At 43.8% G+C, this 21,599-nt stretch carries 16 protein-coding genes, 1 pseudogene and 1 riboswitch; of the genes and pseudogenes, 5 read left to right on the top strand and 12 right to left on the bottom strand.

Annotated elements, in window-relative coordinates; genetic code table 11:
* Positions 1-571 precede the first annotated feature (571 nt).
* A complete protein-coding gene (locus ABH008_RS11300) occupies positions 572-1,027 on the top strand; it encodes a hypothetical protein (RefSeq protein ID WP_347985720.1) in 456 nt (151 codons plus the stop codon).
* Positions 1,028-1,192: 165 nt separating this feature from the next.
* Here the strand turns inward: ABH008_RS11300 and xrtD are convergent, their stop codons facing one another.
* From xrtD to prmA, 4 genes are all read right to left on the bottom strand, one after another.
* A complete protein-coding gene (gene xrtD, locus ABH008_RS11295; RefSeq protein ID WP_347985719.1) occupies positions 1,193-2,824 on the bottom strand; it encodes a VPLPA-CTERM-specific exosortase XrtD in 1,632 nt (543 codons plus the stop codon).
* A 301-nt stretch (positions 2,825-3,125) separates the two neighbouring features.
* Positions 3,126-3,656 carry a hypothetical protein gene (locus ABH008_RS11290; protein ID WP_347985718.1) on the bottom strand — a complete coding sequence of 177 codons (531 nt, stop codon included), beginning with the start codon at positions 3,654-3,656 and terminating at the stop codon, positions 3,126-3,128.
* 178 nt (positions 3,657-3,834) lie between these two features.
* Positions 3,835-5,031: a class I SAM-dependent rRNA methyltransferase gene (locus ABH008_RS11285; RefSeq protein ID WP_347985717.1), complete on the bottom strand. Its 1,197-nt coding sequence runs from the start codon at positions 5,029-5,031 to the stop codon at positions 3,835-3,837.
* Complete coding sequence (prmA, locus tag ABH008_RS11280) at positions 5,028-5,909, bottom strand: 50S ribosomal protein L11 methyltransferase (protein WP_347985716.1); 882 nt, start codon at positions 5,907-5,909, stop codon at positions 5,028-5,030. Before prmA ends, ABH008_RS11285 begins: the two co-directional genes overlap by 4 nt.
* 382 nt (positions 5,910-6,291) lie before the next feature.
* Here prmA and ABH008_RS11275 point away from each other — a divergent pair, with 382 nt between their 5' ends.
* Positions 6,292-6,813, top strand: coding sequence for a DUF2380 domain-containing protein (locus tag ABH008_RS11275; RefSeq protein ID WP_347985715.1), 522 nt, complete (start codon positions 6,292-6,294; stop codon positions 6,811-6,813).
* 4 nt (positions 6,814-6,817) lie between these two features.
* Here ABH008_RS11275 and ABH008_RS11270 read toward each other — a convergent pair whose 3' ends face one another.
* The 5 genes from ABH008_RS11270 to acpA form a co-directional block, all read right to left on the bottom strand.
* A complete protein-coding gene (locus ABH008_RS11270) occupies positions 6,818-7,699 on the bottom strand; it encodes a hypothetical protein (protein ID WP_347985714.1) in 882 nt (293 codons plus the stop codon).
* A 262-nt stretch (positions 7,700-7,961) separates the two neighbouring features.
* Complete coding sequence (locus ABH008_RS11265; protein ID WP_347985713.1) at positions 7,962-8,402, bottom strand: BLUF domain-containing protein; 441 nt, start codon at positions 8,400-8,402, stop codon at positions 7,962-7,964.
* 24 nt (positions 8,403-8,426) lie between these two features.
* On the bottom strand, positions 8,427-10,055 hold the full coding sequence (locus ABH008_RS11260) for an EAL domain-containing protein (protein WP_347985712.1): 1,629 nt from the start codon (positions 10,053-10,055) through the stop codon (positions 8,427-8,429).
* A gap of 589 nt (positions 10,056-10,644) precedes the next feature.
* Positions 10,645-11,268, bottom strand: coding sequence for a PEP-CTERM sorting domain-containing protein (locus tag ABH008_RS11255; RefSeq protein WP_347985711.1), 624 nt, complete (start codon positions 11,266-11,268; stop codon positions 10,645-10,647).
* A gap of 191 nt (positions 11,269-11,459) precedes the next feature.
* Positions 11,460-13,583: an acid phosphatase gene (gene acpA / locus ABH008_RS11250; protein WP_347985710.1), complete on the bottom strand. Its 2,124-nt coding sequence runs from the start codon at positions 13,581-13,583 to the stop codon at positions 11,460-11,462.
* Between the two features lie 500 nt (positions 13,584-14,083).
* On the opposite strand from acpA, the gene ABH008_RS11245 reads away from it, so the two are divergent.
* Positions 14,084-15,376, top strand: coding sequence for a cytochrome c peroxidase (locus tag ABH008_RS11245; protein WP_347985709.1), 1,293 nt, complete (start codon positions 14,084-14,086; stop codon positions 15,374-15,376).
* A 198-nt stretch (positions 15,377-15,574) separates the two neighbouring features.
* Here ABH008_RS11245 and ABH008_RS11240 read toward each other — a convergent pair whose 3' ends face one another.
* The gene (locus tag ABH008_RS11240; protein ID WP_347989942.1) at positions 15,575-16,261 is read right to left on the bottom strand and encodes a hypothetical protein; all 687 of its coding nucleotides are present in this window, start codon (positions 16,259-16,261) and stop codon (positions 15,575-15,577) included.
* Positions 16,262-16,319: 58 nt separating this feature from the next.
* The gene (locus ABH008_RS11235) at positions 16,320-17,915 is read right to left on the bottom strand and encodes a hypothetical protein (protein ID WP_347989941.1); all 1,596 of its coding nucleotides are present in this window, start codon (positions 17,913-17,915) and stop codon (positions 16,320-16,322) included.
* Positions 17,916-17,986: 71 nt separating this feature from the next.
* Positions 17,987-18,069: riboswitch (cyclic di-GMP riboswitch) on the bottom strand.
* Positions 18,070-18,524: 455 nt separating this feature from the next.
* Between ABH008_RS11235 and ABH008_RS11230 the strand changes: the two genes are divergently transcribed.
* Both ABH008_RS11230 and ABH008_RS11225 read left to right on the top strand, forming a co-directional pair.
* Positions 18,525-18,770 (top strand): hypothetical protein, encoded by a 246-nt coding sequence (locus ABH008_RS11230; protein WP_347989940.1) that lies wholly within the window; start codon positions 18,525-18,527, stop codon positions 18,768-18,770.
* A 507-nt stretch (positions 18,771-19,277) separates the two neighbouring features.
* Positions 19,278-19,691, top strand: a pseudogene (locus tag ABH008_RS11225) (IS6 family transposase); the annotation flags it as partial.
* A 389-nt stretch (positions 19,692-20,080) separates the two neighbouring features.
* On the opposite strand, the gene ABH008_RS11220 reads toward ABH008_RS11225, so the two are convergent.
* Complete coding sequence (locus ABH008_RS11220) at positions 20,081-21,502, bottom strand: hypothetical protein (RefSeq protein WP_347989939.1); 1,422 nt, start codon at positions 21,500-21,502, stop codon at positions 20,081-20,083.
* Between the last annotated feature and the right edge of the window lie 97 nt (positions 21,503-21,599).

Raw genomic sequence — 21,599 nt, 5'->3', positions numbered from 1 at the left:
CTTCACTTCATCCAGCACATCCACAATAGCTAACAGATGCCGAAAGAGCCGTTATCGCGGTCGAGAACTGCAGTTTGGCCGTGCATCAAATTGCGCTGACCAGTCTACGCAATATTATTGGTCAACACTTATTAATTGAAATGGTGGAAATGAAATAGGTAGAAATACCGAAAGCCATTCAGTTTTTTTACTAGATTATAAGTTGCAATCCACTTGCCTGTGCATTATGATCTGCCCGCCAAAGGCTAGTTAAAATGTTAAGTTTTTTAAAAACTGCCCAGTTTGTAATAAACGTACTTAATATTTGACCAAGTACATAGCAATAAGTCTGTATGCTATCTGTTTGTAAGATCGTGCAGTGCATCAATGGTTCGAAAATACCCATAATTAAAGGGCTAAGCGATACTGCGCATAGTGACTTTTGAAAGCTGCCGTTAGCTTTGGCTGGCAAAACCCCTCAATGTAACTTAGCCTAAGTAATGTTTACTCGTTAAGCAAGTTAAACTGGGGAATTAAGTTAACAGTTAATCGAATTTGAAAATTACTCATTTTTCAATCAGGAGATACTACCATGCCTTACCTAGTTTTAAATATCTGCAAGCATACCCGTCCAAATGCCGAAACCCTAACCGCCCTGCTTGAAAACAATCCTAACAGTATTGGCTTTGAGTTTTGCGATCTTTCGCAAAAAGACACCTTGAACGGTTACAAATCAAAAATTAAAGATGCTGATGTCTATGTTGTTGGACATGGAGAGGTCACTAAAGAAGCATTTGTTGACGAAAATAATAAAGATATTATTAATATAGATAAAATAATCAACTGGTGTGTGGACAACGGTGCCACGCGTTTAATAGATACTTGTTGCTATCCAAAACAACGCTTGGCTAAGGTAAAAGCACTGAGTAAATCAATACCATACCATTGCAAAAAGGATCTTGAGCAGCCTGTCACTCCAGGAATCAATAAAAATGACACGGTATCTGGTTTTTTGAAAATACAAGGGATAGAGCAGACGTATCCTTAATCACAGTTAAAGCGGATTGTGGAAGCGTTAGTTAATAGCGCTGTCCGTCAGTGCTTGATGCGGCGCATTAGGTTGAGGCACGCACCGCATCAAGCACTGACTTAACCGCAACAATCTACAAATTACCTACCTAATTGATGCGGTTATAAGGTTTCAACACAGACTTTATTCAATAGCAGCAACGCCAGCGGTTTCCACATGTTTGCCTGGTAAATAGTCTGGCAATTTTGGTAATATCGCTTTTAGAAAAGCTTGCAAGCGTTGCTCTACCACGGCGGGATCTTCACTTTTATCCAAGTTAATCACCAGCCTGACCAACGCACCGTCGGTTCTATTTAGGGTAATGGCGTCATAGAACAAATACCATTTAACCAAATATTCATTGGTTAGCAGGCGTCCACGCTGCTGGAACCAGAAATACACTAATTGTCTGTTTTCGCCTTTTTCAATGATGGCACGATTCACGACTAAAGGTTGACCTTCTAATTGTAATTCTGGAAAGCTGCGCTCTTCGTACTGGACAATTTGCCAACCATCGCCAGGGATACAACTACGTGGCGAATGTACCGCAGCATCTTTACGTTGCGATTGATAATAGGCGCTGTAAAAGTTAATGGCCTGTTTTTCGCCAGGTTTAACATAGTTGGTGATCACATAATCTGTCAGTTTTAGCTGCGCCAAATATTCAGGCCCAAGCAACTCATTGTGACCGACCCAGCTGTCAATTTGTGCTGGAAAATTAACAAAGGCTTTACGTTGCGGAATGATATCTACCCGACCTTTTATAGACTCGGAAATACCGCCCCCTACTAGCAACAACAATAATACCGCAAATATGGAACGATTAAACACTACGTGTGTAACGCCGGTTTTACTTTCTGCCAGCCAGGCATCGGGTATTTGTACCAGCTCGTTAAACGCTTGTTTACGGCCACTTAGTCTGGTCAGCAACCACATTTCTATAAACAATAGCAGCATACATAATAAAAATACCACCCAGCCTTCGAAATCGTGCAGAAAACCTTCTGCCATGGCGGTGCCCCAGTTATCTACCATGACACCAATCACGCCGATACGAAAACTGTTCATAAAGACGGTTAAGGGCATAGACGACAAGAATACCAACCATTTTTGCCAGATGGGTCCTTTATATAAATAAGCACATAAAAACGCCAGACTCGACAAGGGGAATAAATAACGTAAACCGCTACAAGCATCGACTACTTGTAATTTATAACTACCCAGGTCAATAACGTTGCCTTCCAGATAAACCATAATATCGCAGGTACGAATAAATTCTACCCCTAACCATGAGGAGATAAGCTGCAATTTGGTGGACAGATTGCTCAGCACGAAAGACGGCAGCGGTACCATAAACAGCAGAAATAACAGCGGAATGTAAAAAGTGCGCAAGCCTTTGCTGCCAAAAATAACAGCAAATAAACCATACAGGGTAATCAAAAACGCATACTGTTCAAACACGCGAAATACCGCCAGACTTGCCAGCAGGAACAGCAGCATGCCAAACAGCATGACGATCAAACCTAATTGCGAATCTTTAACGCTAGCCACCAATTGCAATTCGGAGCGGCGTATCCAGATCAAATACAGGGTGATACAGGGGATAAAGAAGCCGTGACTATACTCTTCTACATTCAGCCACACCGACAGCATTTCATCAATACTAACCCGAAAGATCAAGCCCAATAACACGACTATCCCTGCCCAAAACCACCAGACAGTGGCCGGTTTATAGGTTTGATTAGCTGGCTGAACGGGTGGTGCAGAGATGGCCATATTGTGATCCTGAGATGTTTATGGGTAACACACTAAAAATAGAATATATAAGGATTTTTGCTATCTAGTTATTCTAGGGTTACAGGACTCTAAAAGTCAGCGCAGTGCATGAATAGAGAACCCTATCAATTATTGCGACAGATTTTGCTAGTTTAGAGTTTGCCCAATGAAAAACAGGTGGGCATTTTTCTGCCCACCCTACCACGATAGCAACACCTTGCTAATCAGGTACTTTTAAGTACAACCCCTGAATTTTAACATTAAGATGCAGCCCAAACATGACGTATTTATGACAACTACCTTATTCGCTGTCAGCGTCTTTAGTAAAAATAGGATTATTTTTATCGTCTTCGTGCAATTTGGCTTTTTCTTCTGGGTAGATATGCCAAAAAGACTGGTCGATAGCGCCATCGGTATAACTGTCTTTACGCGCATGCGTAAACGGACACCACCAGTTTTCAACCACTTTAACCATGTAGGCATGCCATTCAAACAAACCGACACTGTAAGGGCAATACCAAGTGCAGTTTAAAATCCAGAACAATTTAGATTGCGAAAAGCTCAATTTAAATGAACCATCCATAATAATTTGGTCTTTTAAGGTATAGCGGTGGCTGGCACGATCGGGTAAGAAATCTCCCCAGGTTTTAACATTTTCCGCCCCTACCAGCTTCAGACTAAAATAGGTTAAATAAGCACTGAGAATAACAAAGGGTAAGGTTAAAATCGGTAAATAGATAAACACTAAACCAAGGGCTCTGGACCAAACCGGCTTATGCGGGTGATGACAACCAATATTAACCCGATCAGAACAGGATTCGCACGCTTTCATGTTATTTACTCCGATGATTTTATAGTTATAGTGCGCTCAGGATTGAGCAATTGAAAAATACTAAGACAACCCAGACAACAAAACTGTTTTTGCAGGTGCGCTTCGCCCAACACAAAACGCCCGATTACTACCGATTGGCCGCATAAATGACAGGCTGAATGTGGCTTCATCACGGCACCTAGAATCGGCTGGAAACCGCACAAACAAAACTTTTAAGATATTCCGATTCCGGCAAGGCCGGTAAAATGGGATGATCAGCCCCCTGCCCGCCGCTACCCACAAACACCAGATGCCTATCTATATGCCGACTGGCTGATCTGAGTATTTCGTGCAAATTTTCTCGCGTTAAATGATAGGAACAGGAAGCGGACACCAAAATACCCTGATTGGACAATACTTGTATGGCCAATTGGTTTAAGCGTCTATAAGCCTCGTAGCCCGCTTTAAAATCTTTTTTTCGTTTTATCAAGGCCGGTGGATCTAGCACGATGGCATCGTAATGCACGTTTTGTTCACGTTGTTGTTTAAGAAAATCAAACACATCGCTACGTATAAACTGCATTTTATCAGCCACGCCATTTAAGGCGGCACTTTGTGCGGCCAAATCCAGGGCAGAATCAGAACTGTCTACACAGGTGACTTCTGCTGCCCCAGCCAATGCAGCCGGAATGCCCCAGCCACCGGCATAACTGAACAAATCCAGCACTTTTAAGCCACTGACCGAGCGCGCAAACTGGGCTCTATTCTCACGGTGATCGTAAAACCAACCGGTTTTTTGCCCATCGGCCACATTAATAATAAAACGCGCATTATTTTCTTCAATAATCAACTGTTCCGGCATTTGCCCATAGGCTAATTCATTTTCCAGACTCAGTGCTTCCAGTTGACGCTGACTGTTATCATTTTTAAGCAGTACTGCATCGGGATTTAATAATTTAACCAGTACATCCACAATCACTTGTTTGTGCAGTTCCATACCGGCAGTGGTAATTTGCACCGACAATACGCCGCCAAAACGGTCTATGACCAAACCTGGTAAGCCATCACTTTCAGAAAACACCAGTCGATAATAGGGCTTATCGAACCAGCGTTCGCGTAATTGCAGAGCCTCTGTTATACGTGCTTTGAAAAAATTTTCGCCCAGTTTGGTATTGGGTTTTCTGGATAATAATCGCGCACAAATCAAAGCATGTGGATTAACATAGGCTACACCCAAACACTTGCCCGCATGATCGTTGACCAACACCACCTGTCCGGGTGTAAATTGTTCCAAGGCACTACGCTGGGTATCTACTTCGTTGCTAAACACCCAGACATGGCCTTGCCGTAAACGCCGATCTTCGTTTTTCTTTAAAAATAATTCGGCATAGCTCATCGTTTTATAGCATCCAAACGGCACCAATCCTCTTGCGTTACGGTTTCAGAAAAACTGAATCCTAATTGAATATAAGCCTCAACCACCGCGGCCGCCTGTTGCTTGAGTATTCCAGATAAAATAAGATTACCACCTACCTTTACCAAGGCAGCGATAGATTCGGAAAGCTCTATTAAGGGTTTAGCCAGAATATTGGCCACCACCACATCGACGGTCATAGGAGTAAACTGCGCAGGCAGATAATAATCGATAGCGGCTTCCACATGGTTTTTTTCAGCATTATAGCGGCTAGCGGTGATAGCTTGTGGATCTATATCGATAGCATGCACATGTTGCGCACCTAGTAACAATGCTGCCACGCCCAAGATGCCGGAGCCACAACCATAATCTATCATCACTTTGCCCTGCATATCATGCTGGGCTAGCCATTCCAGACACAGAGCGGTGGTGGGATGGGTGCCGGTACCAAAGGCCAAACCCGGATCAAGCGTCATACACACCGTACCCGCTTCGTGTTGTTCCTGGCCGGTGGGACACACCCATAGCTTATCGGCAAACTTCATGGCATGAAAATGTTCCATCCACGCTCGTTCCCAATCCTGATCCAGCAAGACTTCGGCAGTCCAGTTTTGCAGATTGTGTCCGATAAATTGATTAAATAACAGCGTTTGCACCACATCAGGATCGGCATCCAACTCAAATAAAGCGGTCACCCGTGTGTTACTCCAAATGATAGTTTGATCGATACCCGGCTCGTAAACGGGTTCGTCTTCAGCATCGCTATAGGTAACTGAAACAGCCCCCAGCTCGCTAAAAAAATCAGAGAGTTGTGGAGCAGTTGATTCGTCAGTGACGACCGAAAGCTGATGCCATGCCATAGTAAGTTGACTGTTGTTTAGGGGTAAAAAAGCTGCATTTTCTGCATGTTATCATTTTATTATTATCTGCACATTTTGCTATTAGCAGCAAGACCGCACACAAACCGGATAGTGATTATCAAATAATTATATTGATTAATCAAACCCTTACAGACAACTGTTTTGTGGCAACAAGCATTAAATACGCGTATGGCGCAAAAGTGCAAGCATTATATAGCATTACTGCGAGTTGGGTTTAATGTGGGTGCTGGTATTTTAATTAGTGGATAAAGCGCAGGCAAATTACCCGAGTATTGCGGGCAAATATCAGCATATCTATTTGTTCTGTCAGTTTATGCTTTAAGCACACCCGTTATCATTAGCATAGGCAAAAGAGTCAATCATGAATAAATACAAACTACTAGCACTGATATTATTTTGCATTACATTCAAGTGTGGCGCACAAACACGCATTGCTGTGCTTGATTTTCAGCTAAACGATCTTACCCTGCTAGCAAACACGCAAACAGAATTGCAGCGTACAGCATCAATGGCACCTTTGCTGATTGAAAGCTTGAATCTAAATGATGATTATCACGCTATATCTATCCCAAGTACGTTACAAGCAGCCGCCAATAACAATTTTGCAGACTTTTACCATTTTCCGGCACAGAGTGCAAAATTAGGCAGACAGCTAAATGTCGACTGGATGGTGATCAGCCAGCACATTAAACCCAGTTTTTTATTTTCTTATTTACAGGTGTTATTGATAGACGTTAACAAAGAAACACAAGTTGCGCGCTATGATATAGAACTAAAAGGTAGCCATGCAAAAGTCACTCAACATAGTATTATGGCGTTAGCAAAAAAGCTGCAAGCGACGCTTTCAGAACCTAGCCACCATATCGCAAGCCCTATTCCTTAAAGCATCACAAACGATCAACCAGCATTTGCGCTTGTTTATTAACTACCGAAAAGAATGGCTGTTGTCGTGCTGAACGAGCGAAACATTGCTGATAAGCTTGCCAGGCTTGTGCCTTGGCATTTTTTTGCGCTTTAGCAGAATGAGGCTTTTGACTGGACGATTTACCCATCATTTTATCCCGTTTCAATTTACAGGCTTGAATGGTTGGAATTTTAATAGACGTTAGTGCTGACAGCATAAAAACTTTATCGTCTTTAATGCTAAACACAAATACTCTATCTGGAGTTTCTGGAACAACATCCTGCGTATAAGCACCTAAAAAAGCCTGACTGACCACTTGCTTATTGCCGTGTTTAATCGGTATATCCATGTAATTAAGGACGGCTGCATCCCAAGCAAACACCGCACTGTAAAAATTGGTTTTAATCGGCCAGTGTGCTGTTTTAAGTAGTTTCGGTAACGGCGAGGGATATTGGGGATGTTTCAGCAAAAAATCCTGTAGCAAAGCAGTTGTTGTCACAAACAACATGTCGCTTTGTAGTTGAAACTGTAAACCATCCACTTGCTCTACACCCGCCTCCTGATTTAGTGTGACTCGGTTAAGCCGTCCCTGTTCGGCAAATCCGGCTACCTGTACCGGACCTAGCAACTCGGTTAATTGTTTCTGCAACACTTGTAGCGCCAAGCTATCATCGTGTGCCAACAGAGAATCTGCTTGTGCAAAATATTGCAGGAAATAATCGCGGGTTTGCAAAAATTGCTGGGTTGCTGTTACAGAACTGCTATGGTTGCTGGCTGGCATTGCGGGTTGCACAGTCACCCCGGCTTGCAATGCAGTTGCAGCTAGCATTAATAGACCAATAAACAACGCTCTATTTTCAAACAATGGGTGTAACTCGCTTATCAATGGGGTGAAACAGGTTAGATTTTGATTAAAAACAACTTGAGCAAAATGGCGCTTACTTAAAAGGTATAGTGTTTTTAAATCAATGCATAACTAAACAAGGGTCATTCGCCTAGCGGCGCGTTATCTCTACACAGCGTGGAGTAGTTAAACATTGTAAAGCAGATACCTTGCATCACGGCTAAAACTTAACCTAGGCTATAGTTTTTCTTTAAACTAACGGTCATTTTATGCTCTGATGGGATTAAATACTCAGATTGGCTGACAGCAGATGTTCTTTAATCAGATCATAAATGTGTTCGCCATTCAGTTGATTGGCATCAAAGCCTGATTTCAGCGTAATATCACTGAATTGAAGCGCGGCATTGCTATCGTTACCGTGATAAGCCATTGCCCATTTAGAAAAACTACGTTCCGCAATGGGCTCAAAAACCAGGATACAGGTATGTGCATGACGTGTATCACATTGTATAGTTTCAAATGTTTCCTGAATTTTGTCGTGCGGACCTTCTAGTACTTGCGCAAAACACCCCGCATTAAACATTAAGGCACCGGTAATGTCCGATTTTAAATTATTGACTCTGGAGGTAGCCAAAATTTGCTCGATCTCCGCTCTTAGGGTGATAGCATTACCCTGTATTTGATTGCGGCTTATATAGACCAATTTATAGAGTGCATTATTCATTTTACAGCCCTTTGTTACTCTTTTTTACCTTTCTTTAGTCTTAATTAAATTAATAAAGGTTGGCACAGTCTGCGCCGTAATGGGCTTACTTATCAAATAGCCTTGCGCCACCATACAGCCGCCATCGGCCAATTCCTGATATTGCTCCTGAGTTTCTACGCCTTCTGCAACCGTGGTCATACCCAGACAATCCCCCAGGTTGATGATGGCATTCACTAATGCCAACGACTTATCAGATTTATTGCCTCTGATAAAGGACTGATCAATCTTAATTTTGGAAAAAGGAAAATTGTGCAAATAACTGAGTGATGAATAACCGGTACCAAAATCGTCCATGGCTATGCCTACCCCTAAAGCCTGAATATCCCACAGGTGTTTTTGAGCGCCGCTATAATCTTTCATCAGCAAACCCTCGGTAATCTCTATTTCCAGACGCTGTGGGGGTAATCCGGTACTGACCAGTACATTTCGCAATATATGCACAAACTGATCATTTTCAAACTGCACCGGCGATACATTCACTGCCACACAAAAATCGCCATCCCAAGTCATGGCTTCTGCACAAGCGGTGCGTAATGTCCACTCGCCAATGGCATGAATTTCGCCAGTGACTTCCGCCAAAGAAATAAAATCCAACGGCGAAACCAATCCACGTTTTGGACACTGCCAGCGTATTAGCGCTTCAAATCCACGTAGGCTACCATCTACAATATTAACCTGCGGTTGATAGACCAAAAAAAACTCTTTAAGACCCAGTGCCCGCCTAAGATCAATTTCCAAATCGCGCCGCCCCATCGCCCGTAAGGCCAACGCGGGTTCAAAAAATTTGAAGTTACCACGACCGGCGGCCTTAGCTTCGTATAGCGCCAGATCGGCATGTTTCAACAAATCACTAACGGTATCGGTACCGTGATTAAGCGCAGCAACCCCCACGCTGGCACCAATATTAACCTGTTGTCCATCAATTAAAAACGGACGAGCAATTAAATTAACAATACGCTTAGCCACCGTCACTGCCCCTACTGGCTGTGAACCGATGGTATGTAAAATTAGAAACTCATCACCCCCCATACGGATGACATAATCCTGTTTACGCGCGGCAGACAACAAGCGCTTGGCAACCAATTTAAGCAAGCTATCACCGGCGGCATGCCCCAAGGTATCATTCACTGGCTTAAAGCGATCCAGATCTATCATTATGACTGCCATTGACAGTACGTCGGGTGGATTGGGCTGCCAATTGGCTATCACTTCTTCTAATAACAGACGATTGCCTAGTCCGGTCATGGGATCGTAGTGAGACAATGTTTTAGCATGCGCACTGATAGTCATGATTTTAGGCATGCGATCAACCACCAACAGACGCAAGCCCGATTCGGCACTGCCAATATGTAGTCTTACCGGGTCAGCAGACGCTATCGGTTGCAACTCCATAATTGCCGGTTCAATTTTTTGCAAAAGCTGCGAAAAGTCAGATGGGTTAGTGCAGATAAACTGCGTTAACAGATGTGGTATTAACTGACAACCAACCGCAGCTTCTGTGTTTAGAAAACCCAACATGGAGCATAATGCAGAATTAGCAAAAACGATGCAGCCTTGTTCGTCTATGGTTGCAAAACCCATCGCAGACGATTTTAGAGTGTTTTCAAACATTAACGACCTCTTTGTACTTATTAAACAACAGGCATATTCCTAAAATCAGCAGTTGAGCATTACGTTAGCGCATTAAAATTGGGTGATTCAATCAATTAATGGGATGTAAAAGTATAAAAACCGCCCGCAACCTAAAGGGTTATTGGTAACGAGTCCAGTACGCATCGATTAAAACTCGGTTTATAACGGTGTTAGTCCAACCATCAAAAAAGGGGTAAGCACTTAGCAATAAATCAGTATGTGTTTTTTACGTCGGATCGACCAGTCCGATCATGGTTCGACTAGACTCACCACGAACGGACTAGTCGATATAGTACATACTGCGTTTTTGTAAGTAGCTTATTGTTTTATTCAGCCAAGGTCGACGCGTTGTTATTAAACGCTAAAAGAAATACTAAAACTGTGATCGCTTGCCAATATCCAGGTAGAGTAGCGTGAGTGACAGCATTACGATTAAGAAACTGTGCGGTAACTCTCGTGAATTGATCATGGCAATCAATACCGCTTCGAGTTGAGGATAGGCTAGTTTGCGCCAGGCAAAAAAAATCCCGCCGTAGCGGGATGAGTATACAATCAAACAGAAACAGAACTATTTAGCAGTGCGTTTTTTCATTGAGAAACCCAACAAACCCAAACCAGACAGCAATAATGGCAGGCTAGAAGGTAGTGGCACAGCACTGACCGCAGTGCCTTGTACCACCACGCGCAAATCGTTTGCTGCCAAAGTGGACCAAGTTACACCGCTATCGGTCGATTGATAGAAGGTGGCATTGCCTGTAATGTCTTGACCGCTGGCCAAACCGCTGCTGCCGGGTGCCGTTGTCGTATTGCCACCAAAAATAATGTCGTAAGTTCCCGGTCCTAATAGTACAGAAAAGGCTGTAGAGCTATCCGTGCCATCGGTATTGGGTGCAAAGTTGACTTGCGCAAGCACAGTACTTGTAGGTAGGCCTTGGGCAGTGACAGAAGTAATTTCAGCAAAGATATTGTTGCCATCGCCGAACTGGGTAAAGTGACCACCAATAGACGTAATTTGTTCTGCTTGCGTCAGCGTGAAGCTGGTAGCCAGATAATTACTGCTATCAATAACATAATCACCGGGTTCGTTAACATTGTAGTCGGCAGTGCTTAAAATAGTATCAGCAACAGCCTGAGTGTTTACCAGTGCCAGCGCTACTAACAGTGTAGCTATTTTAGGTAATGAAGTACGCATACTAAAAATCCTTAAATTAGAGTGTTTGCAAATGATATATACCGTTACGGGGCTGTAGAATGGGCCAAGCAACGGGTGACGCATCTATCCTATGTAAGGTATATATCAGTTAATAATGTCAAGGTGTTTTAACGCTGCCGAGGACAGCTTATGACGCTGTTCCTCGGCAACGCTAGGTTTAATACAGACTGTTATTGATTGAAATTAAGCGCACCGCCTAAATAACCCATACGTGTACTACCGTTGGCAATCAATGCATTGTCACGCACGTTCAGACCATTAAGTGGTGTCAACGAATAACGGTGAGTGATAAAACGCAAGATAGAGGCAGTATCATACTGAGTGTGATCAACGAAACCTTTTTTAGCATACGGTGAAATAATCAGCGCAGGAATACGTGTGCCAGGACCTAATAAGTCGCCTTTTGGTGGAACGGCGTGATCGAATTGACCACCGAACTCATCATAAGTAACCACTACCAGCATGTTAGACCATTGCGGACTGGCCTGCAAAGTGCTGATAACGGTAGCAATTTCGTTATCACCACCTGTTACATCGGTATAACCAGGATGTTGGTTAAGGTTGCCTTGTGGTTTGTAGAAAGCCACAGCAGGTAAAGTACCCGTTTGCGCCTGAGTAATCAGGTCACTACGATCTTTTAAATGCGCGGCACGACCAGTAGGGTTAGTGACTGGATCAAACTCGGCAAAATAGTTGAACGGTTGATGATGAAACTGGAAGTTAGGTACAGCAGGCACTGTAGCGGTACTGGTGATGGTATGCCCAGCAGAAGTAGCCTGGCTTAAAACGGTATTCCATGCACCGCTATACCAAGCCCAGCCTACATTTTTGGCGCTCAACAAATCTCCAATATGAGTTTGGGTTTGTGGTGGTAAGGTGGTTGCTGCTGTAGGATTGGCATATAACCGAGTGGTATCTGTCGCAGCCGGTGCATTGGCGCTGGGTTGATACGGTGGTTGCATGGTATTAACAGCGCGGTAGCCATCGCCAGCACCAAAATAATCAAGTGGCGCAATATTGCCCGATTTTAAAGAGGCCGCCCCATTCATAGCCGATGCTGTCTGTGAAGTATTGGCCGCCAGTTGTGGGATACCATTAACAGGTGTGGTCAAGGTATTCATCGACATATTATTGGCTGTTACTGTAGCCGCTGGTACGCTGGGCGCACAGCCGCAAACCAAGTATTGGTGATTCAGGAACGAACCGCCGTAGGCACCCTGAAAGAAATTATCAGCCAAGGTATATTGGTGAGCCAGATTCCACAGCTGCATTTTGCTGCCGTCAAAGTTGCCCATAACCAAACCACCGGCATCTGCCCAAGCCACATACATATCGTTTTTGCCACCATCAATTTGCATGATGTTTTCAAAGAATCGGTGATAAAGATCGCGGGTGACTACATTTTGACCCACTGGAGTATAGCCGTAAATGTTGTTACCGTTACTCTGTGCAGGCGCATCAATTTGAAAAGGTGCATTTGGCCATACACCTGTAGTTTGCGCTTGAGTGACAACAGTGCTTTGACCCGCAGCAGTTAACCCACCCCAAGCAGGTGGTAATGTGGTTAATACGGTAGTGCCATCACGATCTACTTGTTTAATGGCTTTAGCTTTGGCAGTTTTCAGACCGTTAGCGCCTGGAAAATTGCCGTATAAGTTATCGAAGCTACGATTTTCTGCGTAGATAACCACGATATTTTTAATAGTATCTAGCGCCAAACGGTTGCGTAAGGCTGTCACCAGATTACCTGCTTTTCCGGCATCGCTGAGAGCATCACCGATACGGATATTGATCAGGCTGGTTTCGTTGCTCAGTGCAGACAGCACGCTGGCATTGGTTTCTGCTGTATAGTCTTCCAGAAGTTGTGCATCGCTTACACCCACGCGAGTAGCCAATTCTGTTAACGCACCGTTGTAATCACCGCCGTTTGCATCTATTAATGCTTGTAATTCAGTGGTAATGGCACTCACCACAAAGCCGCCTGTCGCTGCTGGCGCACGAAAATTAAGTGCTTGTGATACAGGAGTGGAGTTAAAAAGGCTTTGACCTGGAACGATTTGCGCTACAACTGGTAAGCCACTGCCGGACAAAGTAAAGCTGCCACCAGCATCGGTAGTTGTTTGGGTTTCGCCTGCATCACAGCGGGCATTATTATTAGCGTCTAGACACACCGTCGCGTTTTGGTAATAACCGCCGCCAGCAACGACACCTGATGTCGAAGTGGTTACAGCGCTGGCGACCGAAACGGACGACATTAACGCAGCAATCATTGCACTCTGTTTTGCATCAAACATTTTTACTCCCCTTTCTACTTTTAATAGTTAAATTTCGCACGTGCTACACAATCACTTTGCCAACTTTCAAATCTACGTCACAAATATGAAATTATCGTGTCAACTTTGTAAGCATTTGATGACAATTTTGCGCATAGTGCGCAGGGGTAGTTGTTTTGCTGTTTTTCATCGCACTGACACAAATACATGGGAATATTTAAAATTCAAAACTATTCAGCTCAAACTTAAGCTAATATAGAATGTGCCGTTACAAGTAAGCGCATCAATCCCGACAAATGCGCTTCAGCTAGTTCTGCACAACCTATTATCCTTAGCTTTAATTGATATAAAACACTGCTGTATCGTTTTAAGCTAAATAATGACAATAGGCTGTGTTCAGCAAGGCTAGGCAGCTCTGTCGACAGACTATACCAACACGAAGAACCATATAACATTATGATTTACACAGTAAAAGCAAGGCCACACCTGATTACAGAAATTAATGATAGAAAGGTAAAAGCATGACCATCAACACAGTAACAGGTGCAATTTCTTGGCTTTTTATCCGCATGATTGCTGTGCTGGGTAGTTTGATGGTGCTGGGTAGCCTAACCAACAGTTACGCCAGCAACGAAGATTTAAATCCAGTTAACGAAGCCAGTTCCAATACACCCGCCATTAGCGTGCCCCCCCATCCATCAGCCGCGGCCATGGAAGCCTTAGGACGCAAGCTGTTTTTTGATCCTACCCTGTCCGCAGCCCACAACATATCTTGCGCCACTTGTCACGACCCCAGCCATGCATACGGTCCTAGTAATGCACGTCCGGTAGAACTGGGTGGTCGTCAGCGCAAGCAGCAAGGTCCTCGTGCGGTGCCATCGTTACGTTATCTGCAAAATATCCCTTTTTTCTCCGAACAGTTTTTCGACGAGGATTTTGATGACAGTGTTAATGCTGGCCCCACCGGCGGACGTACCTGGGACGGGCGTGCCGCAACGGTACAAGAACAAGCACGTTTGCCTTTGCTGGGCGCGGCAGAAATGGCGAATGAAAGCCCCGAACAAGTGGTTGCTTCATTACAGAAGGGTAAATATACTGAACAGTTTAGGCAGACATTTGGCGCGGATATATTTAAAAATCCACAAGCCGCTTTTGCCGCAGCTTGCCAAGCACTTGAAGTGTTTCAACAAAATCCTGCCGAATTTTATCCCTACTCCAGTAAATACGATGCTTTTTTGCGCGGACAAACTAAATTAAATAAGCGCGAACAGCACGGCTTGGTTCTCTTTAACGATCCCAAAAAAGGCAATTGTGCCGCCTGTCATCAAAGCGCTGTTGGCACATCGCATGCCTTGCCAAGTTTTTCTGATTTTGGTTACATCGCATTAGGGGTACCGCGTAATCTACACTTAACTGCCAATGATGACCCTAACTTCCATGATCTTGGCTTATGCGGCCCGTATCGACGTGATTTAACTGATAGGCCTGAATATTGCGGCTTGTTTCGTACCCCGTCTTTACGCAATGTGGCTTTACGCAAAACATTTTTTCATAACGGTGTTTTTCATAACTTAAAACAAGTGTTGGAGTTTTATGTACAACGCGAATCGCATCCAGAGAAATGGTATGCACGTGATGCGCACGGAAAAGTACAGAAATACGACGATCTACCCGCACAATATCATAAGAACATTAACCACGAGGCCCCTTTCGACAAAGGCCCCAAAGACAAACCGTCTCTTAACGCAGCTGAAATACAAGATGTGATAGTGTTTCTAAATACACTGACAGACGGCTGGGCAAAATCAAAATAACCCGACAATCGTAGGGGATCGAAGCACATCACACTGCCATTTATCAATTATCTTAAATAAATGGCAGTGGTTTTTCACCCCAATTAATGTTGCGTTTATATCTAATTAACAGACGTGTCACCCAAAAAAAAACCACCCGATCGGGTGGTTTTAAAACAGCAGACAGTAACCAAGACTACTGCCCCATTTTAGTAAAACTTAAGCTTGAGCTTTCAATCTACGATAACCCGCAAAACCCATACCCATTAAGCCTGTTACAAAAGGAATTACAGCAGAAGGTAGTGGAACTGCTGATACAGCTGAACCTACTACTTGGAAAGGGCTAGAGCATTGTACAGAACTAATAGCCAGATCGCCCGAGCAAGGGTTTGTTGCACTGAATGCACCTGTTTGATTAGTCCATGACAATGATGAACCCGCGTTTGCACTGGCACTGTTAATATCCCATGATGCATATTGACCGCTTGCGGTGGTGGCATTCGTCAATTGCAACCAGTATGTACCAGAAGCCAAAGCCAATGAAGACACTTGGAATGCATTCAGATCCAGAACATAACCTTGTGCATTGGTGCTGATATCACTAGCAGTAACTGTTGATTGGCTACCAGAAGCATACACAGTACCTGAACCATCAGCAGAGCTGGTAATTGCCCAGTCTACATTGGTCACATCTTGAGAAAAAGCATCCCAAGTATCAAAGTTAATGGCTGTAATAACTGAATTTGATGATAGGTTGAAAGAATCAGCAACTGTTAAGCCACCGCCCAGTGTCAATGCATTGGTAGTGCCATCTAATGAACCATTGCTATATAAAACATCGGCATTAACAGAGGTAGTAACCAATCCGGCCAGCAGCGCTGCCATAATTTTGTGCTTTGTAAACATGTTTAAATCTCAAATAATAATTGTTTAAAGTATCGATTGCATAAAGGCAAACCAATGTTTATTTAGGCAATACAAAAGCATGCGTTGCAGGCATAATATTGACACCGCGAAATACTTCACCGTAGGCAGCTGTTTTCAATACTGTGAATTTTTCAGTTGTAGGCAAAGCGGTAGCGTTCACTACATCTTTAATAGATACCAATCTGTTTGGATCGGCACCTTGGTCGCCGTAGATAGTCGCATCGCTAACAGTTGATGTGGTTGCATACAGATTGACAGTACCATCAGCATGTAAAGAACCCACTATATGACGCACACCACCGGTTGTGGTGGTATAGCTACCTGTTGAACCGTCCAGAGCAGTACCTGTTACTGTATATGGAACGCCCAAACCTAAACCGTTTTGCAGGGTATAAACGTTGCTCCAAACACCAGTTGTGGTGTTAAGTACCCATTTTTCTATACCTTCGTTGCCAGTAGCAGCATAAGGAAATTTAGTACCGCCTTCATCAGCCACATATAAAGTGGTTGGGTTAGCAAACCACATACCGAAAGGATAATGCGTTGGTGCCACGCTGGCTAAATCAGCAGGGAAGCCAGGCAGAACAGTAATTGGGCTAGTACCGCTCAAGTTGCCAGCGCCAAAGTCACCGACATTACCAACTTGATAAACGGTGTTAATGCCGTTACCGCCGCTACCTTTGCTGACATACATAGTGCCTTTGTAAACAGTAGCACCACGGAAGTTGTCGTCTTTACCCACTTTGTCAGAGGGTCCGTAAACCAAGCCAGTTAACGGGTTGATTGAATTGACAGTAAAACCATGTTGCCCATCGGCAGTCAGGTTACCGATAACAGAGGTATTTGGACTAGTACTACCCGCAGCAATAGTTTGTACACCGGTGTTGCTGCTTAACTGAGCAAGTACAGAAGCCGCTGGTGCAGGTTTACCGGCATTACCCGCGTTACCTGCCATGTAATACTGATTGTTGGTACTGTCTAAAATGGCAGTACGGCCGTTATTGCCGCTATAGCCGTTGGTATTAGTCAGGAACCAAGTGCCATCATTATTTAATTGCATGATGTTACGATAGGTAGGCGCACTAAAACCGTAGGTTGGGTTAGTGGTATCGATCAAACCTGGGGTATTACTGTTAGAAACGTCAAGTAAACCACTAGTGGTGCTGTAACCAACCAGGGTCAGCGCAGATACGCCATCAGAAGACAAATTAACAGACAGTTCTGATTTAGAAGGGAAGCTGGTAACGAAATCTAAACTTTTTGATGCAGCCAGTGCTGTTAAATCGATGGTTTTTTGTACATAACCATTGGTACTGTTAACCAGGCTTAAATAGATGGGTGAAGTAATACCAAAACTGGCATCAGCACCCGCATTTAAAAACACACTAGGATAAGCGCTGCTGGTAGTTACTGCGGCTATTTTAGTAGTGGCATTAGTGCTAGGTAATAATGCAGGAATAGCGCTTGCAGTGCCCGTATATTTACTGCTAGTTAATACCAATGTGTCTGGTGTAAGGCTTACACCCAGCGCATATGATACAGCAGGCATACAGGCTAGTAACAAGCTACCCGCTAAGCTTGTCTGAATGGCACGGTGTAAAACTGCATTATATTTTGTTGTTTTTGTACTCATGAACAAGATCGCTCCATACGGCTTCAAAAATGTGGTCGCAGCTGCCAAATTTTAAAATTGACAATGTTTAATGTGGCAGCTCGGCTATCTTTTCTTTGTGTACAGATCCGCAGCTTTCCGCCCCTGTTTCACAACAGGTTAGGCTTTTCACAAGCGGAATACTAACAAGCCATTATGTCGATATCGTGACTAATATATAACGGTTTTATGTCAAGCACCGTAACCTAGATGTCATTATTTAAGGCAAAACATACAATAAATACAGCATAAAATACGCAGTATTTATTTTTTATGTAATTGTTTTTATGTATTTATTTTTTATTACACGTTCTTACTAAGACGATTTACAGTTGTATGCTTAAAAATTAAACAACACACACATTAACATTTGTAATGTGTTGTTAATAAACATAGCCAGAATGAAAGGTAATCGGAAAGGTATTTGTAAGAAAACTATTTGTTATTCAATAAAAATAAGCGCTGCAACGTGTGTTTTGCTCAGGATTAAGCTAGCATATAAACTCTATAAGCTGTTGAGTGTTTGCCTAACACACGTAAAAACTCACCATAAACTAACATACACAATAAGTTATTCGGGGATTTATAAGCATGGAAGAACTTAAAGCTTTAGAGTCTTTAGGCGTTACGCTACCAACACCCGCAGCCCTATTTGCCATGCTGTTGTTCAGTTTAATTGGCTATGCGGCTTATCGCTATGGTAAAAGGCTGGAATTACCTGTGCCCAAATGGCTAGGTGTAGCCTTGATGTTTTATCCGTATGCAGTATCTGAAACCTGGATGTTGTACGCGGTGGGTGTCAGCTTGTGCGCTGGATTGTATATCTGGCGACATTAGACGCTGTCAGTTTAGGCATTTACCCATAACGCAAGATTCGGATAGGCATACCCGCTTCCAGAACGGCCATCTCTATTGAAAAAGTTTTAGGGGCTGATCAAATTATTCAGCCTGATCCTAATACTTTTGTGTGAACAAAAAACAATACATGCAAATTTTATGATTCAATGGAAAAAAATTAATCCTTAAATAGATGCACCGGACTTTTTGCGAACTCTATTCAGTTGAAATCAAATTTTGATAAAATTAAGCTGTTGTTATCGAAATTATTATAAGTTTGGCTAATAATATAGAACTCGAAAGATGCGCCTGACGGCGGCATCCTATTAGGCACACCTTACCGAGTTAACCTAACGAACAGCCCTGACAAAAACTACACCTGATCACGTTGCAAGAGAGTAATTGCCTAACATAATGAATTAGTTTTTAGGGGCAAATGAAATTGGTTTTGTCGCAAATTTTGCTGGCTCTTTGCGATAATGCCCGGAATTTGAGTAGGCCGAAAGCATGATCAATTTCCGTTGCGCCCATTATCCAAAAGATGCCATCCTTTACGCCGTTTACTTTTATGTTCGTTATGGCGTATCGTATCGAGATCTTGAAGAAATTTTAGAAGAGCGCGGTGTCCACGTTGATCACTCAACGCTCAACCGCTGGGTGATCCGGTATTCGCCGATGATTGCCGAGGCCGCGAAGAAAAGCAAACGAATGGCCGCCGATTCCTGGAGGATGGACGAAACTTATATTAAAGTCAAAGGCCAATGGGTATACCTGTACCGGGCCATTGATAAGTATGGCGATACTATTGATTTTATGCTGTCAGAACGCGGGGATGAAGAGGCGTCCACACGCTTTTTCAAACAGGCGATTGATATCAATGGCCTGCCAAATCGTGTAGTCATCGACAAGAGCGGTTCAAACGAAGTGTCGGAATTCATAATTAGTGTCAAAAAGATATTATTTAATTTCAATAGGTTGCCATTAATTATGAAACAAAAATTAGCATCAAAATTTCATTATTTTTGACAAAAAAAGCATTAAATTTCACAATTTATGTCATAAAACTGCGTAATTGCATTTACTTTAGCACTCACTTGTACACACTTAAAGATTGGGTGCGCGCGCTCGACAAGTTTCAATCGCTAACGGTTAGTTACCAGTTGACGGGCAAGTACCGGCCATCAAAAGTCATTGGCATCCCGCAAAACCAGCACTGTCGAACGGCAGATCTCTGCGCATTAGCGGCCACTGGCGAACTTCTTGGCTGCATGTAAGTTGACCAAAGCTGCCAGTCATGTTTGGCGCTTACTTCATTCCCCCGAATGGCGGTTTTCGGGAATACAGTCGGGGTCAATGCCGGATTCCATCATCGCGGCAAGCTTCGCGTCCCGAATCACTTCTTCAATGTGGGCAAGTATCATAGGTGACAAAGGCTCTGTTTTCTGAAGCTTACTTACCAATAGATCTCTAGCAGCATAGGTAGCATGATGTGAGCGGTAGTCCATTAACATAGCACGCCTTTTGCGCTTAAGTGACAATCGCGCGTGCCAAGACGTTGTCTTATCTCTAATTTGATGGCGAATTACCTTCAGGGAGAAAAGCAAGCTGGTACGTAAGTAAGCCCGTTGAGTCTTTGAGCGAAGCGACAACGTTATTTCGGTAAGCTTGAGGCAGGCTTGGGTCCAGTCTGCACGCTCTTCAAAAGACACATCAGGTTTAGAGAATTGCTGATCGCGGGCGTAAGTTTGCTTCTCCAGGTGATTCCACAGATAGACTTCATTGGCGAATGTTAGGTACTTGTTGACTAGCTCGTATTGACCCCAGTCACCTGCCTGTGTAGCGGACTGGACAATTTGATCGTAAATCTGTTGGCCCATCTCCTGGCTTGCGATCGATTGCTCAGATAATCTCGACTGGACCAACGCTTCAAATTCCTTCAGTTTTCCGATAATGTCTTCAGTCCCTTGCCGTTGCTTTACGATTGCGGGTAATAATTCCTTTCGCTCTGGGTAGCAAAAATCGCTCAACTCGCCTTCAATATGCTCCAATTGCGATAGGTCAATGAATGCCTCCGGAACTTCTTTCAGCAGGCTTGAGTTTTCGTCGAGGTGGTTAGGTGACACGCTCTCAGCGCTCCTCGGCTTCTTGAATAGCGTGATGCCCAGAGCGTCGAAGTACATCGCTACCAGCTCTGAGCAAAATACTCCTGTATGGCTCGATACCCCTTTCCGGCTTTCCATGAGCTTGACCACTTGTTCTGAGATCTCCTCGATCCGGTCTGAAAGATCTACCGGCTTGATCAGTCGTGAGAGAATAGAGTAGCGGCGAAAGAGCACCTTCTCTTGCAAGTCTGACGCAGCTTTAAGGAGTTGCTTGGGAGTCTTGCTCTCGATTGCGGGATGCCGAAGCAGCTTGTAGGCCTTGGGAGCATCTGGAATTGAGTACACAGAGAAGTTTCCGAACTCCGTGCTTGAAAGAAACAACAAGGGCAGGTTTGTAAAACCGACACCCAACCCATCCGCTTCCACAAGTGTCGGCTGTAGCGCGTATTCCAGTGGAAGAAAAATCGCGGCATGGGAAAACTCTCCTCTGGTAGCTTTTGCGATGAATGTCGACCGAGCGGCTCGGCCGCGAGTCAGTAAGACATCACCTGGACGGATTTTGTCTATCCGGAGGAAAGGTGCAAGGGATTGGAGTTTCTTCGGATTTAGTTTTTTGCTCTCTTCTGACAAGAAAGTCTCCTCGCTCGTAATTTGGTTCATCTGGCTTTCATCTCTTTGAGTCTTAGCCGCTGTACGTCTTTAGAATCTAAAGAAAGCCGCCATCGGC

The sequence above is a fragment of the Methylomonas sp. AM2-LC genome (assembly GCF_039904985.1).
In the GTDB taxonomy this organism is placed as follows: Bacteria; Pseudomonadota; Gammaproteobacteria; order Methylococcales; family Methylomonadaceae; genus Methylomonas.
The sequence above is the reverse complement of the archived record's forward strand: the minus strand, read 5'-3'. Positions and strand labels throughout refer to the sequence as shown.

Bases quoted from the DNA above. Each gene is read 5' to 3' on its own strand.
- acpA (WP_347985710.1), bottom strand. From the start codon at position 13,583: ATGTTTGATGCAAAACAGAGTGCAATGATTGCTGCGTTAATGTCGTCC.
- ABH008_RS11240 (WP_347989942.1), bottom strand. From the start codon at position 16,261: ATGTTTACAAAGCACAAAATTATGGCAGCGCTGCTGGCCGGATTGGTT.
- xrtD (WP_347985719.1), bottom strand. From the start codon at position 2,824: ATGGCCATCTCTGCACCACCCGTTCAGCCAGCTAATCAAACCTATAAA.
- ABH008_RS11290 (WP_347985718.1), bottom strand. From the start codon at position 3,656: ATGAAAGCGTGCGAATCCTGTTCTGATCGGGTTAATATTGGTTGTCAT.
- ABH008_RS11265 (WP_347985713.1), bottom strand. From the start codon at position 8,402: ATGAATAATGCACTCTATAAATTGGTCTATATAAGCCGCAATCAAATA.
- ABH008_RS11230 (WP_347989940.1), top strand. From the start codon at position 18,525: ATGGAAGAACTTAAAGCTTTAGAGTCTTTAGGCGTTACGCTACCAACA.
- prmA (WP_347985716.1), bottom strand. From the start codon at position 5,909: ATGGCATGGCATCAGCTTTCGGTCGTCACTGACGAATCAACTGCTCCA.
- ABH008_RS11275 (WP_347985715.1), top strand. From the start codon at position 6,292: ATGAATAAATACAAACTACTAGCACTGATATTATTTTGCATTACATTC.
- ABH008_RS11235 (WP_347989941.1), bottom strand. From the start codon at position 17,915: ATGAGTACAAAAACAACAAAATATAATGCAGTTTTACACCGTGCCATT.
- ABH008_RS11260 (WP_347985712.1), bottom strand. From the start codon at position 10,055: ATGTTTGAAAACACTCTAAAATCGTCTGCGATGGGTTTTGCAACCATA.
- ABH008_RS11245 (WP_347985709.1), top strand. From the start codon at position 14,084: ATGACCATCAACACAGTAACAGGTGCAATTTCTTGGCTTTTTATCCGC.
- ABH008_RS11300 (WP_347985720.1), top strand. From the start codon at position 572: ATGCCTTACCTAGTTTTAAATATCTGCAAGCATACCCGTCCAAATGCC.
- ABH008_RS11255 (WP_347985711.1), bottom strand. From the start codon at position 11,268: ATGCGTACTTCATTACCTAAAATAGCTACACTGTTAGTAGCGCTGGCA.
- ABH008_RS11285 (WP_347985717.1), bottom strand. From the start codon at position 5,031: ATGAGCTATGCCGAATTATTTTTAAAGAAAAACGAAGATCGGCGTTTA.